Source organism: Zestomonas carbonaria (assembly GCF_904061905.1).
Classification (GTDB): Bacteria; Pseudomonadota; Gammaproteobacteria; order Pseudomonadales; family Pseudomonadaceae; genus Aquipseudomonas; species Aquipseudomonas carbonaria.
Window position 1 is genome coordinate 1 of the sequence record NZ_CAJFCI010000019.1, and the last position, 13,293, is coordinate 13,293.

Here is a 13,293-nt window from a genome sequence, read left to right on the forward strand (position 1 = left end):
GATTTGGGGGAGAGTCCGCCCCTCACCCTAGCCCTCTCCCGGAGGGAGAGGGGACTGTGCGGTATGGCCTGGTAGTTCAGTGTCCAGACCTTGCCTCTGAGGGGCCTTCAAGGATTGCGCTGGTGGTGGCGCAGCAGGCGCCTAACCAACGCCACCGCACAGCTCCCTCCGGGAGAGGGTTGGGGTGAGGGGCGAACCCGGCCAATTACACCGATCTACCGTTCATCCCCCTTGCCGGTGCGCACGGCGCACCCTACAAAAGCGACTTCAGCACTCCGGTGCAGCGCCCTACGGAGCCGGGGCCGGTATCACTTGCAGATGCAGGCGCGGCTTGGACCAGTAGCCGGTGCAACTGTCTTCGTTCTTGGCCAGCGCGCCGTAGGGCGGCGCGAGGACGAAGCCGTAGTTGGGGTGTTCGTTGCGCACCCATTGCTGCACTTCGGCGGTGACCGGCACGCTCAGCCGGGTGGCCCCGACGCCCTGGGGCAGGGTCTTCACCGCACCTTGCACCGGCGTCCCGGTGACCACGCCGAAACCGCTGCCACCGTCGATATGCTCGCTGGCGACCAGCAGCGACAGGGCGCACTGGTTGCCGCCGGCCACGCGCACGCTCTGCGGGGTTTCCCGGTGGTCGATCAGCAGTTCGGCGGAGACGATGGTGGCGCCGCTCAGGTCGTCGAGGTTGAAGCCGAACACGCCGTTGTAGGCGTGGCTGATCTGCGTGCCGCAGGAGGCGTCCTGTTCGACGTGGTTGTGGTAGCCGGCGATGAATTCGCCGGGCTGGCCGGGCGGGAGCGGCTTGGCCAGACCGCTGGGGTCGAAGTCGCCGGGCATGCAGCCGAAGCGGTCGACGTACTGGGAAACCTTGGTGGCCACCCGCTCGGCGCCGCGCTCGGGCAGGCTCTCGGGCTCCGGGGTGCCGGCGCAGGCGGCGAGCAGGGGCAGCAGCGACAGCAGCAACGGCAACCGCGGCAGTGACGGGACGGTGGGCATCTCGGGAGTCCTCCTGGGGCAGGCGCATGTCTTCACAGGTTAGGACCGCATCGGCCGGAGTAAAGCTCAGCAGGTCGTCTTCGCACTGGCGCTGTCACGAATTTGTCACTAAAGCTACTCATAGGGGTCGCGAAGCGCGGGACACCACCGAACGAGCCGCCACTTCGCGAAGTCAGATTCATAGAAAGCGCGACGCCCGCCTTGCCTTGCACCGCCGAGCCAAAGCGCCACTCTGTCGGCTGATGGGGAGGCCGCACCATGCTGACCCTGCTGAACCTGTTGTCCGCCGTCGCCTTGCTGATCTGGGGGACCCACATCGTCCGAACCGGCATCCTGCGGGTGTTCGGCAGCCAGTTGCGCACCGTGCTGAGCCGCAACATGCGCCGCCGGCCGCTGGCCTTCCTCGCCGGCATCGGCGTCACCGCGCTGGTGCAGAGCAGCAACGCCACCGCCCTGCTGGTCACTTCCTTCGTCGCCCAAGGGCTGATGGCGCTGGCCCCGGCGCTGGCGATCATGCTCGGCGCCGACGTCGGTACGGCGCTGATGGCGCGGGTGCTGACCCTCGACCTGTCCTGGCTGTCGCCGCTGCTGATCTTCCTCGGGGTGATCTTCTTCCTGTCGCGCCGGCAGACCCGCGCCGGCCAGCTCGGCCGGGTGGGCATCGGCCTCGGCCTGATCATCCTCGCCCTGGAGCTGATCGTCGCCGCCGCCCAGCCGATCACCCAGGCGCAGGGCATCAAGGTATTGTTCGCCTCGCTGACCGGCGACCTGTTGCTCGACGCCCTGGTCGGTGCGCTGTTCGCGCTGCTCTCCTATTCCAGCCTGGCCGCCGTGCTGCTCACCGCGACCCTCGCCGGTGCCAAGCTGATCAGCCTGCCGGTGGCCATCGGCCTGGTGATCGGCGCCAACATCGGCAGCGGCCTGATCGCCCTGCTCAGCACCAGCATGCAGAGCGCCGCCGGCCGCCGCGTGGCGCTCGGCAGCCTGCTCTACAAGGTGCTCGGCCTGCTGCTGATCATCCCGCTGCTGGGGCCGCTGGCGCACTGGCTGGACAGCCTGGAGCTCAGCCCGCAAGGCCTGGTGATCGTCTTCCACCTGCTCTACAACAGCCTGCGCTGCCTGGCGCTGCTGCCCAGCGTGGGCTGGATGGCGCGCTTCTGCGACTGGCTGCTGCCGGACCGTGAGCCGGGCGGCGGCATCGCCCGACCGCGCTACCTCGACCCGGCCGCGCTCGACACGCCGGGCCTGGCGCTGGCCAACGCGGTGCGCGAGACGCTGCGCATCGGCGATCTGATCGAGACCATGCTGCACGACCTGCTCGAAGTCCTGCGCGGCAGCCGGCCGGCGCTGAGCAAGGAGCTGCGCCGCCTGGACGACGACGTCGACGCGCTGTACAGCGCGGTCAAGCTGTACCTGGCGCGCATCGACGAGGAAAGCCTGAGCGCCCGCGAGCGGCGGCGCTGGGCGGAAATCCTCGAACTGGCGGTCAACCTCGAACAGGCCGGCGACCTGATCGAACACATGCTCGGCAAGATCCAGGACCAGAAGACCGCACAGCGCCGCTCCTTCTCCGAGCACGGCCTGGAGGAGCTGACCGAGCTGCACGGCCGGCTGATGGCCAACCTGCGCCTGGGCCTGGCGGTGTTCGTCTATGGCGACCTCGAGGGCGCCCGCCAGTTGCTCCGCGAGAAACGCCGCTTCCGCGCCCAGGAGCGACGCCTGGCCCATGCCCACGTCGGCCGCCTGTACCACCGCAACGTGCAGAGCATCGAGACCAGTTCGCTGCACCTGGAACTGATCGCCGACATGAAGCGGCTCAACTCGCTGTTCTGCAGCAGCGCCTACGTGGTGCTCGAAGGCAGCGACACCGGCGCGCTGCCGGCGGGGCCGCATGAAGGCGCGGAAGGGAGCATGCCATCTTCTGCGTAGCGTGCAGCGCGCACTATCGCCGGGCCGGCGGCTTGGGCAGAATCCCCGCCATGAACATGATCGACAGCCCGCACGCTTCCGTCAGCGCCAGCATCACCCAGGCGGTCCTGCACGCCGCCCAGCGACTCGGCCTCGAACGCGCCGAACTGCTGTCCGCCTGCGGCCTGGAGGAAAGCCAGCTCGGCGATCCCGACGCGCGGGTGCCGTTCGCCGTGCAGGAACGGCTCTGGCAACTGCTCGGCGAACGCCTGGCGCATCCCGAGCCGGGCCTGGCGCTGGGCCGCCACCTGGCGCCGGGGCCGTTCAGCGTGCTCGGCTACCTGCTGCAGAGCAGCCCGACCCTGGGCGACGCGCTGGCCGCCGGTCTGCGCTACCAGCGCCTGGTCGGCGAGGGCGGCGAACTGTGCCTGGAGGAACGCGGGGACGAGCTGCACCTGATCTACCGGCCGCTGCATCCCGACCTGCCGGCGACGCGTATCCGGGTGCTGGCGCTGATGGGCTTCTGGGTGCAGATGATGGTGCCGCTGCTCGACGACTTCCACCTGCTGCGCGCCGAGTTCATCCATCCCGAGCCGGACGGGCTGGAAGCCTATCGCGAGGTGTTCGCCTGCGAGCTGCGCTTCGCCGCCGCCGACTACGCCCTGGTGCTGCCGGCGGCGTTGCGCACGGCGCCGCTGATCCAGGCCAACCCGCCATTGCAGCAGTTGCTGCGCCAGCACGCCGAGGCGCTGCTCGCCCGGCTGCCCAGCGAAAGCCTGGTGGCCCGCGTGGTGACCCTGCTCGGCGCCCAGTTGGCCCACGGCGAACCGGACCGCGCCGAGCTGGCGCGCACCCTGCACCTCAGCGAGCGCACCCTGCAACGGCGCCTGGCCGAGGAGGGCAGCAGCTACCAGCAACTGCTCAGCGACACCCGCCGCCAGCTCGCCGAACGCCACCTGCGCGACGGCCGGCTGCCGGCCGCGGAGATCGCCGTGCTGCTCGGCTATTCGGAACCCAGCGTGTTCTTCCGCGCCTTCCGCCACTGGACCGGCCTCACCCCCGGCGAATACCGCGCGCGGTATGGGGAGGAGCGGTAGGCGCCATCGTTTTCCCAGGCCGCAGGATGGGTGAAACCCATCGATTCCGGGTGATGGGTTGCACCCATCCTACGCTCACCCGTGGGCTTCCATCCCCTGCGCGGCGAGGAAGGCCAGGAACGCTTCGCGGCTGGTGTAGCGCGGCTGGTAGCCGAACTCTTCCTTCAGCCGGCGGTTGGCGAGCACCGGGCGGTAGCGCAGGAAGTCCAGTTGCTCGGGGCCGTACTGGGTCAGGCCGAGCGGCTTGAGCAGGCGCAGCGCGGTGCTGATCAGCGCCGGCGACAGCGGCCGGTAGGGCTTGCCGAGGATCTGGGCGATCTCGCGCAGGCTCAGCGCGCCGTCGCCGGCCAGGTTGTAGATGCCCCGCGCGCCCTGCTCCAGGCCCTGGCGGATGATGTTCACCACGTCCTGGTCCCAGATGAACACGAAGCGGCTGTCGCTGCCCTTGATGCCCATCACCGCGCGTTTCTTGAACAGCGCGGTGATCTGGTTGTCGACCCGCTTGCCGAGGATGGTTCCCGGGCGCAGCACCAGTTGCTTGAGCTGCGGATGGCGCTCGCGGGCCTGGGCCAGCAGTTGCTCCACCTCGCGCTTGTGCCTGGCGTAGGCGAACCGCGCATGGCCGCGCAGCGGGTCGTTCTCGTCGATCCACTCGGCGTTTTCCGGGTAGTAGCCGTAGGCCGCGCCGGAGCTGGTGATCACCAGTTGCTCGACGCCATGCTCCAGCGCCGCGTCGAGGATCGCCCGGGTGCCGCCGACGTCGATGGCGTGCAGCCGGTCCTCGCCCATGCCCGGCGGCGGGGTGACCACCGAGGCGAGGTGGACGATGGCCTGCGGCCGCCAGGTGGCGATGCAGTCGCGCACTTGCTCCGGCTGGGCGATGTCCAGGGTCACCGTCTCGATGTTCGGCTTCAGCCACTGGTTGCCGAGGGCGCGGATGTCGGCCGCGATCAGCGTCCAGTCGGGATGGTGGATACACAGGTCGGCGAGCACCTGCTGGCCGATGAAACCGGCGGCGCCGGTGATCAGGACGCGCATGGCAGACCCTCCTGCGCCGGTAGCGGGCGGTTGCGCCAGAACAGCACCAGCAGCGCGCCGCTGACCAGGTGCCAGGTGCCCCAGAAGGCGGCGACCAGGGCCATGTTCGGCTCGCCGCCGAACTGGGCGAAGATCAGCCCGAGCGCGAGGCCGGAGTTGTGCATGCTGATCTCGATGACCATCGCCCGCAGGTTGGCGCCGCTCTGCCGCGCCAGCCTGGCCATCAGCCAGCCGAGGACGATGGCGCTGAGGTTGTGCAGCACCACGATGAACAGCACCAGGCCGAGGTTGTCGACGAACACCCGCCAGTTGCCGGCCACCGCGCCGATCACGAAGACGCAGAAGGCCAGCAGGGCGAAGCGCTTGAACCAGGGCATGATGCGCTCGGCGAAGCGCGGGACGATGTTGCCGACCAGCATGCCGAGCAGCAGCGGCAGGCCGAGCAGGAACACCAGGCTGACCAGGATGCTGCGCTGATCCATCTCCAGCGCGCTCAGGCGGCCGGCCAGGTAGGCCGAGGCTTCCGGGTTGAGCGAGCTGGTCAGGGTGAAGTTGAGCGGCAGCAGGACCAGCGCCAGCAGGCTGGACAGCGCGGTCATGCTCATCGACAGCGCCACGTTGCCGCGCGCCAGGTGGGTCATCACGTTGGACAGGTTGCCGCCGGGGCAGCAGGCGACCAGCAGCAGGCCCAGCTCCAGGCCGGGGTGCAGGTCGACCATCAGGGTCACCGCCAGGGTCGCCCAGGGGAGGATCAGGCACTGGCCGAGCATCCCGGCGAGCACCGGCTGCGGCCGTCGCAGCACGCTGGCGAACTGCCGCACGCGCAGTTCCAGGGAGACGCCGAAGATCATCACCGCCAGGACCAGTCCGAGAATCAACTGGTGGCTTTCGTCGTAGTTCATCGCGCAAGGCTCGATCTTGTTGTTCTAGTGCCGGGCAGCGTAGTGGCCCCGGCCCCTTTCCGACAGTGGCAGCGGCGGCCAGCCAGCGTGGCGGAACGCGACAGCATCCGTCGCCCCGCGCTTTTCCGGGGGCGGGCCCGGCAGTATCCTGCGCACCCTGCTTCGCGTTCGTCTCGTCATGATCCCGCCGCTCTGGAAAGTCCACATCGCCCGCCTGATCGCCCTGCTGCAACGCTACCCCGGCGTGGTGGCCGCGTTCGGCTTCGCCTCCGGGGTGGCCAGCTTCGTGCTGGTCGACCGTCATTCGCGCTCGGCCACGGTGATGGCGGTGATCATGCTGGCGAGCTGGCTGTGGCTGGTGCTCGAGGGCTTGTTCACCCGCGTCCTCGCCCGCCTGATCCGCCGCGAGATTCCCCAGCCGCTGCTGCGCTACGGGACGCAGATGATCCACCAGGAAAGCCTGTTCTTCGTCCTGCCGTTCTTCTTCTTCACCACCACCTGGAACAGCGGCCAGGCGCTGTTCACCGGCCTGCTGGGGCTCGGCGCGCTGGTGTCGATCATCGACCCGCTGTACTTCAAGGGCCTGGTGCCGCGCCGCTGGCTGTACCTGGCGCTGCACACCCTGACCCTGTTCGCCGTGGTGCTCACCGCGCTGCCGGTGATCCTCCACCTGACCACCGCCGAGAGCTACAAGCTGGCCCTCGGCGTCGCCGTCGCGCTGTCCTTCCCCAGCCTGCTGGCGACCTTCCCGGTGCAACGCTGGTGGCGCGGCCTGGCGCTGATCGCCCTGACCCTGGCGCTGGGCGGCGCCGGCTGGCTGCTGCGCTCCTGGGTGCCGCCGGCGACCCTGTGGCTGACCGAAGTGGCGGTGACCAACCAGCTCGACAACCGCAACCGCGCGCCGGGCGAGAGCCTGCGCGAGATCGACGTCGCTCGGTTGCGCGCCCAGGGCCTCTACGCCTACACCGCGATCAGCGCCCCGCGCGGCCTCGACGAGCGCATCTATCACGTGTGGCGGAAGGACGGCCAGGAAGTCGACCGCATCGCCCTGGACATCCGCGGCGGGCGCAAGGCCGGCTACCGCGCCTGGACCCACAAACGCAACTTCCCCGCCCAGCCGGCGGGTGACTGGCAGGTACGGGTGATCACCGAGAACGACCAGTTGATCGGCGTGTTGCGTTTCAAGGTGGTGGAGAAGTCGGAGGCTCGCGATTCGCGGGAGCGTTCGGGCAAGGCTCCTGCGTTGCCGCCAAGCCCCGCCCCTCACCCTAGCCCTCTCCCGGAGGGAGAGGGGACTGGCCGGAGTGGCGGTCATGCCCCGGAGAGTAGCCCGGATGAAGCGCCTGCGTTGCCACCGGCCTCCGCCCTTCACCCTAGCCCTCTCCCGGAGGGAGAGGGGACTGGTCGGAGTGGCGGTCATGCTTCGGAGAGTAGCCCGGATGAAATCCGGGACGCGGAGTAGCCGGCATTCCCGGATTCCATCCGGGCTACGGGCTCTTAACGTAGGGTGGGCTGAAGCGGAACGCCGCCGACCCACCCTACGCCCTACGCGCTCCGGTTCGCGTCAGGCAAAGAACCAGTAGCACACCCCAATCGCCGCCAGCACCCCGGCGAGGTCGGCGAGCAGGGCGCAGCCCACGGCGTGGCGGGCGCGCTGGATGCCTACCGCGCCGAAGTACACGGCGAGCACGTAGAAGGTGGTCTCGGTGCTGCCCTGGATGGTCGCCGCGACCAGCGCGGGGAAGCTGTCCACGCCGTGGGTCTGCATGGTCTCGATCAGCATCGCCCGCGCCGCGCTGCCGGAGAACGGCTTGACCAGCGCGGTGGGCAGCGCTTCGACGAAGCGGGTGTCCCAACCGGCCCAGGCGACCGCGTGGCGGATGCCGTCGAGGGCGAATTCCAGCGCCCCGGAGGCGCGCAGCACGCCGACCGCGCAGAGCATGGCGACCAGGTAGGGCAGCAGGCTCTTCGCCACGTCGAAGCCTTCCTTGGCGCCCTCGATGAAGCACTCGTAGACCTTCACCCGCTTCAGCGCGCCGGCGATCAGGAACAGCACGATCAGGCCGAACAGGGTCAGGTTGCCGAGCAGCGAGGACAGGGTCGCCAGGGCGGTGGCGCTCAGGGTCGCCAGGATCGCCATGAAGCCGCCGAGCAGCAGGGCGCCGGGCACCAGGTAGGCGAGCACCACCGGGTCCCACAGGCGCAGGCGCTGGACCAGCGCCACCGAGAGCAGGCCGGCCAGGGTCGAGGCGCTGGTGGCCAGCAGGATCGGCAGGAACACCAGGGTCGGGTCGTCCGCGCCCTGCTGCGCGCGGTACATGAAGATCGACACCGGCAGCAAGGTCAGCGACGAGGCGTTGAGCACCAGGAACAGGATCTGCGCGTTGCTCGCCGTGTCGCGGCTGGGGTTGAGTTCCTGTAGCGCCTTCATCGCCTTGAGGCCGATCGGCGTGGCGGCGTTGTCCAGGCCCAGGCCGTTGGCGGCGAAGTTGAGGGTGATGAAGCCCAGCGCCGGATGGCCGCGCGGCACCTCGGGCATCAGCCGGGCGAACAGCGGGCCGAGCGCCCGGCCGAGGGCATCCACCAGGCCGGCCTTCTCGGCGATGCGCAGGAAGCCCAGCCACAGGGTCATGGTGCCGAACAGCAGGATCATCACCTCGACCGACAGCTTGGCCATGGCGAACAGGCTCTCGACCATCCGCGCGAACACCGCCGAGTCGCCGCCGACCAGCCAGGCGCTCAGCGCGGCGATGGTCGCAGTGATGAAAAAGCCCAGCCACAGGCCGTTGAGCATGTCCGATCCCCCGTCTTGCGTGTGCGGCGCATGATAGCGGGCCGGCCCGCCGGCGTCGCGCAGGGTTCACGGAGAGCGTCTAGGCTGAACCTCTCAACTTACTGTCGGGAGCCCGAGATGAAGAAGATCCTGGTGCTGTACTACTCGATGTACGGCCACATCGAACGCATGGCCGAGGCGGTCGCCGAGGGCGCGCGCAGCGTGCCGGGGGTGGAGGTGACGCTCAAGCGAGTACCCGAGACCATGCCCGAGGACATCGCCCGCAAGGCCGGCGCCAAGCTCGACCAGGCCGCGCCGGTGGCCAGCCCGCAGGAATTGGCCGACTACGACGCCATCCTGTTCGGCACGCCGACCCGCTTCGGCAACATGAGCGCGCAGATGCGCAACTTCCTCGACCAGACCGGCGGCCTGTGGGTCAAGGGCGCGCTGGTCGGCAAGTTCGCCAGCGTGTTCACCTCCACCGGCACCGGCGGCGGCTCGGAAACCACCATCACCTCGTTCTGGAATACCCTGGCGCACCACGGCATGGTCATCGTCGGCCTGCCCTACAGCGCGCCGGAACTGACCGACATCAGCGAACTGCGCGGCGGCTCGCCCTACGGCGCGGCGACCGTGGCCGGCGGCGACGGCTCGCGCACGCCGAGCGCCAAGGAGCTGGCCCTGGCCACCTACCAGGGCGCCCACGTGGCGAAGCTGACCGCGCGGATGCAATAGCTCAGCCGCACTTGGAATGCCCGCAGTTCAGGCAGGTGGCGCAACCGTCCATCTGCACCACCGCCTGGGTGTTGCACTTGCCGCACAACTGCGCGCCGGGCGGGAAGTCGTCGCCGGGCTCGGCCTTGCGCACGCCGACCTGCGCCTCGTAGGCGGCGCGCTTCTCGGCCAGGTAGAGGCGCTGCTCCTCGTCCATCTGCTGGTCCTGCATCAGGCCGATGGCGACCAGGTGGCGCTCCAGCACCGCGCCGATCTCGGCGACGATCGACGGCATGTACACCCCGCCGCGCTTGAGGTAGCCGCCGCGCGGGTCGAACACCGCCTTGAGTTCTTCGACCAGGAAGGTGCAGTCGCCACCCTTGCGGAACACCGCCGACATGATGCGGGTGAGCGCGACGATCCACTGGAAGTGCTCCATGCCCTTGGAGTTGATGAAGATCTCGAAGGGTCGGCGCTGCTCGTAGGAGGTGCCGGGGTTGAGGACGATGTCGTTGATGGTCACGTAGAGCGCGTGCTCGAACAGCGGCGACTTGATCTTGTAGGTGACACCGACCAGGGTTTCCGGGCGCTGCAGGGTCTCGTCCAACTGCACCACGGAAGCGGCTTCCTCGGCGGCCTGGCGCTCGCGCTCGGCGACCACGTCGACCACTTCGAAACCCTTGATCTTCTTGTCGATCTTGATGGTCATGTCTCGTCCTCGCCGAACGACCGCGAACACCCGACGCCGGCTGATCGCGGCCATGGGCCGCTCCTACATCTACACAGAACCTCATCGTAGGGTGCGCCGTGCGCACCGTTTACCGGGGACAGGCTCGGTGTAGCGCCTGAAACCACCGACATTGCCTCCATATCGGTGCGCACGGCGCACCCTATGACTCAATATTTCCCGTAATACCCCTCTTTCAGCGCATCGAACAGGTTCGCCGCGCTGTGCATCTCGCCGTCGTATTCGACTTCCTCGTCGCCGCGCAGCTCGACCACGCTGCCGTCCTCCAGCTCGAAGCGGTAGCGGGTGTTCTCCAGGTCGGCCTGCTTGACCAGCACGCCCTGGAACGCCGCCGGGTTGAAGCGGAAGGTGGTGCAGCCCTTGAGGCCCTGGCGCCAGGCGTAGAGGTAGATGTCCTTGAACTGCTCGAAGGGGTAGTCGGTGGGCACGTTGGCGGTCTTGGAGATCGACGAGTCGATCCACTTCTGCGCCGCCGCCTGGATGTCGACGTGCTCCCGTGGGCCGATGTCGTCGGCGCTGACGAAATACTCCGGCAACTGCCCCGCCTGGGCACCGGCATCCACCAGCCGGCGATAGGCGAGCAGTTCGTGGCTGAGCACCTCGACCTTGGCCTTGCTCTTGCGGCCAGGGCGGATGACGTTGCGCGAATACTGGTGGGCGAAGCTCGGCTCGATGCCGTTGGAAGCGTTGTTGGCCAGGCTCAGGCTGATGGTGCCGGTGGGCGCGATGGAGCTGTGGTGGGTGAAGCGCGCGCCGGTCTCGGCCAGCGCGGCGACCAGTTCCGGCGCGTGCTCGGCGAGGCGCTGCATGTAGCGCGAATAGCGGGCATGAAGGACGCGCCCCGGCACCTTGTCGCCCAGCTCGTAGCCGTCCTCGGCCATTTCCGGGCGCAGGCGCAGCATCGCCGCGGTCACTTCGAAGTCGCGCGCCAGCAGCGGCGCCGGCCCCTTCTCGCGGGCCAGGTCGAGGGCCACCTGCCAGCCGACCAGGGCCATCTCGCGGCTGACTTCCTCGGTGAACACGCAGGCCTGCGGGCTGCCGTAGCGCAGCTTGAGCATGCACAGCGCCGAGCCGAGGCCGAGGAAGCCCATGCCGTGGCGGCGCTTGTCGAGGATTTCGCGGCGCTGCGCCTCCAGCGGCAGGCCGTTGAGCTCGACCACGTTGTCGAGCATCCGGGTGAACACCCGCACCACTTCGCGAAAGCGCTCCCAGTCGAAGCGCGCGTTGTCGCCGAACGGGTCGAGGACGAAGGCGGTGAGGTTCAGCGAGCCGAGCAGGCAGGCGCCATAGGGCGGCAACGGCTGCTCGCCGCAGGGGTTGGTGGCGCGGATATGCTCGCACCACCAGTTGTTGTTCCACTGGTTGACCCGGTCGATGAGGATGAAGCCCGGCTCGGCGAAGTCGTAGGTGGAGACCATGATCATGTCCCACAGGTGCCGCGCCTTGAGCGTGCCGTGGACCTTGCAGGCCACCCGGCCCTGGTCGTCGCTGAGGTAGTCGTCGGCCAGCGGCCAGTCGCGCCAGCGCACCTGGGCCGGGTCGCCGAGGTCCACCTCGTCGCGCTCCTTGGGGTGCAGGGGGAACAGCAGCGGCCAGTCGGCGTCGTCCTCCACCGCCTGCATGAACTCGTCGCTGACCAGCAGGCTGAGGTTGAACTGGCGCAGGCGGCCGTCCTCGCGCTTGGCGCGGATGAACTCGCGGACGTCCGGGTGGGCGATGTCGAAGGTGGCCATCTGCGCGCCCCGGCGACCGCCGGCGGAGCTGACCGTGAAGCACATCTTGTCGTAGATATCCATGAACGACAGCGGCCCGCTGGTGTGCGCGCCGGCGCCGGACACATAGGCGCCGCGCGGCCGCAGGGTGCTGAACTCGTAGCCGATGCCGCAGCCGGCCTTGAGGGTCAGGCCGGCCTCGTGGACCTTGGCGAGGATGTCGTCCATGGAGTCGTCGATGGTCCCCGACACCGTGCAGTTGATGGTCGAGGTGGCCGGCTTGTGCGCCCCGGCGCCGGCGTTGGCGATGATCCGCCCGGCCGGCAGCGCGCCATTGCGCAGCGCCCAGAGGAAGCGCTGGTACCAGTGCTCGCGCAGCGCGTCGTCGGCCTCCACCGCAGCGATGGCCCGGGCGATGCGCTGGAAGGTGGCGTCCGGATCGGCGTCCAGCGGCTGGTCGTGGCGGTCGCGCAGGCGGTACTTGCTGTCCCAGATTTCCAGCGAGGCCGGCTGGAGCGGCAGTTCGAGCGCTGCGGCGGCCTGCGATTCGTTGCCGGGCTTGGCCATGGGGATTCCTCCCATTCGACGAGCGTTTAGACACCTTAGAAGCTATTGGTGATCCCCGCGCGGCGAGTCGGGAGTGGTGGGCCGAAGCGGAGCGTCGCCCGGCCCATCCTGCGGCGCCATCGCCTACTTGAAGAAGCGCTTCAGCGAGCGCGACAGCCAGCCACCTTCGCCGTGGTCGCTGGCCAGCGCCATCATGCTGTTGCGCACCGTCTCGGCGTAGCCGGCGTCTTCGTTGCGGATGTGGTTGAACAGCCAGCGCGCCAGCATGTCACGCAGCTCCTGGGTGATGTCTTCCCCGGCGCTGAAACGCAGACGGTAGTCGTTGACGCGACGCACGAACAGTTCGTGGACCTTCTTGTGGGCGCGGGTCAGCGGATAACCGGCGTCCTCCATGAGGGTCTCCTCGAAAGCGAAGTGCGACTGGGTGTAGTCGACCAGCTCCTCGATCACCTCGCCGACCGCCCTGCCACCATGGCCAGACTGGGCGTCGTGCAACTGGTTGATCATCTCGACGATCCGCTTGTGCTGGTTGTCGATCACCGTGATGCCAGTGTTCAGGTCGTTCTGCCAGACCAGATAAGCCACTGTCGATTCCCCCTTCCCTCGCCCGCAAATACGCAGGCTAGAGCGGGTAGCCTAGGGGGATGGGAGGAGGCGGGCATTGACCCCGGTCAATTCAGGGGCGGGGTGTGCCCGGATCGGCATCCATTACGACGCCTACTACGTGAAACCGTCATCCCCGCGAACGCGCACTGCTGTCCGGCACGCCTCATGCTATTAACAGTTGCCCCTGACGCAGGTTGATCTCGCGTATTCGCTCCTGCCGTCGTCGGTAACGTTC

The 13,293-nt window shown here is 68.6% G+C and carries 11 protein-coding genes; 4 read left to right on the forward strand and 7 right to left on the reverse strand.

The window, feature by feature from the left end; translation table 11 throughout:
• Positions 1-288: 288 nt before the first annotated feature.
• Positions 289-993 (reverse strand): hypothetical protein, encoded by a 705-nt coding sequence (locus PSEWESI4_RS03265; RefSeq protein WP_187669748.1) that lies wholly within the window; start codon positions 991-993, stop codon positions 289-291.
• A 258-nt stretch (positions 994-1,251) separates the two neighbouring features.
• On the opposite strand from PSEWESI4_RS03265, the gene PSEWESI4_RS03270 reads away from it, so the two are divergent.
• Both PSEWESI4_RS03270 and PSEWESI4_RS03275 read left to right on the forward strand, forming a co-directional pair.
• On the forward strand, positions 1,252-2,922 hold the full coding sequence (locus PSEWESI4_RS03270; protein ID WP_187669749.1) for a Na/Pi cotransporter family protein: 1,671 nt from the start codon (positions 1,252-1,254) through the stop codon (positions 2,920-2,922).
• A 50-nt stretch (positions 2,923-2,972) separates the two neighbouring features.
• Positions 2,973-3,998, forward strand: a complete 1,026-nt coding sequence (locus PSEWESI4_RS03275) for an AraC family transcriptional regulator (protein ID WP_408004268.1) — start codon at positions 2,973-2,975, stop codon at positions 3,996-3,998.
• Positions 3,999-4,073: 75 nt separating this feature from the next.
• On the opposite strand, the gene PSEWESI4_RS03280 is transcribed toward PSEWESI4_RS03275, so the two are convergent.
• Positions 4,074-5,036: an SDR family oxidoreductase gene (locus tag PSEWESI4_RS03280; RefSeq protein WP_187669750.1), complete on the reverse strand. Its 963-nt coding sequence runs from the start codon at positions 5,034-5,036 to the stop codon at positions 4,074-4,076.
• The gene (locus PSEWESI4_RS03285; RefSeq protein WP_187669751.1) at positions 5,024-5,938 is read right to left on the reverse strand and encodes a bile acid:sodium symporter family protein; all 915 of its coding nucleotides are present in this window, start codon (positions 5,936-5,938) and stop codon (positions 5,024-5,026) included. The genes PSEWESI4_RS03280 and PSEWESI4_RS03285 overlap by 13 nt, the downstream gene beginning before the upstream one ends.
• A gap of 178 nt (positions 5,939-6,116) precedes the next feature.
• Here PSEWESI4_RS03285 and PSEWESI4_RS03290 point away from each other — a divergent pair, with 178 nt between their 5' ends.
• The gene (locus PSEWESI4_RS03290) at positions 6,117-7,400 is read left to right on the forward strand and encodes a DUF5924 family protein (protein ID WP_187669752.1); all 1,284 of its coding nucleotides are present in this window, start codon (positions 6,117-6,119) and stop codon (positions 7,398-7,400) included.
• 102 nt (positions 7,401-7,502) lie between these two features.
• On the opposite strand, the gene PSEWESI4_RS03295 is transcribed toward PSEWESI4_RS03290, so the two are convergent.
• Positions 7,503-8,732 carry a nucleoside recognition domain-containing protein gene (locus PSEWESI4_RS03295; protein ID WP_187669753.1) on the reverse strand — a complete coding sequence of 410 codons (1,230 nt, stop codon included), beginning with the start codon at positions 8,730-8,732 and terminating at the stop codon, positions 7,503-7,505.
• Positions 8,733-8,849: 117 nt separating this feature from the next.
• On the opposite strand from PSEWESI4_RS03295, the gene wrbA reads away from it, so the two are divergent.
• On the forward strand, positions 8,850-9,446 hold the full coding sequence (wrbA, locus tag PSEWESI4_RS03300; protein ID WP_187669754.1) for an NAD(P)H:quinone oxidoreductase: 597 nt from the start codon (positions 8,850-8,852) through the stop codon (positions 9,444-9,446).
• Between the two features lies 1 nt (position 9,447).
• On the opposite strand, the gene PSEWESI4_RS03305 is transcribed toward wrbA, so the two are convergent.
• The 3 genes from PSEWESI4_RS03305 to PSEWESI4_RS03315 form a co-directional block, all read right to left on the reverse strand.
• The gene (locus tag PSEWESI4_RS03305) at positions 9,448-10,134 is read right to left on the reverse strand and encodes a TSCPD domain-containing protein (RefSeq protein ID WP_187669755.1); all 687 of its coding nucleotides are present in this window, start codon (positions 10,132-10,134) and stop codon (positions 9,448-9,450) included.
• Between the two features lie 188 nt (positions 10,135-10,322).
• Positions 10,323-12,452, reverse strand: a complete 2,130-nt coding sequence (locus PSEWESI4_RS03310) for an adenosylcobalamin-dependent ribonucleoside-diphosphate reductase (RefSeq protein WP_187669756.1) — start codon at positions 12,450-12,452, stop codon at positions 10,323-10,325.
• 123 nt (positions 12,453-12,575) lie between these two features.
• Positions 12,576-13,037: a bacteriohemerythrin gene (locus PSEWESI4_RS03315; RefSeq protein ID WP_187669757.1), complete on the reverse strand. Its 462-nt coding sequence runs from the start codon at positions 13,035-13,037 to the stop codon at positions 12,576-12,578.
• Positions 13,038-13,293 lie beyond the last annotated feature (256 nt).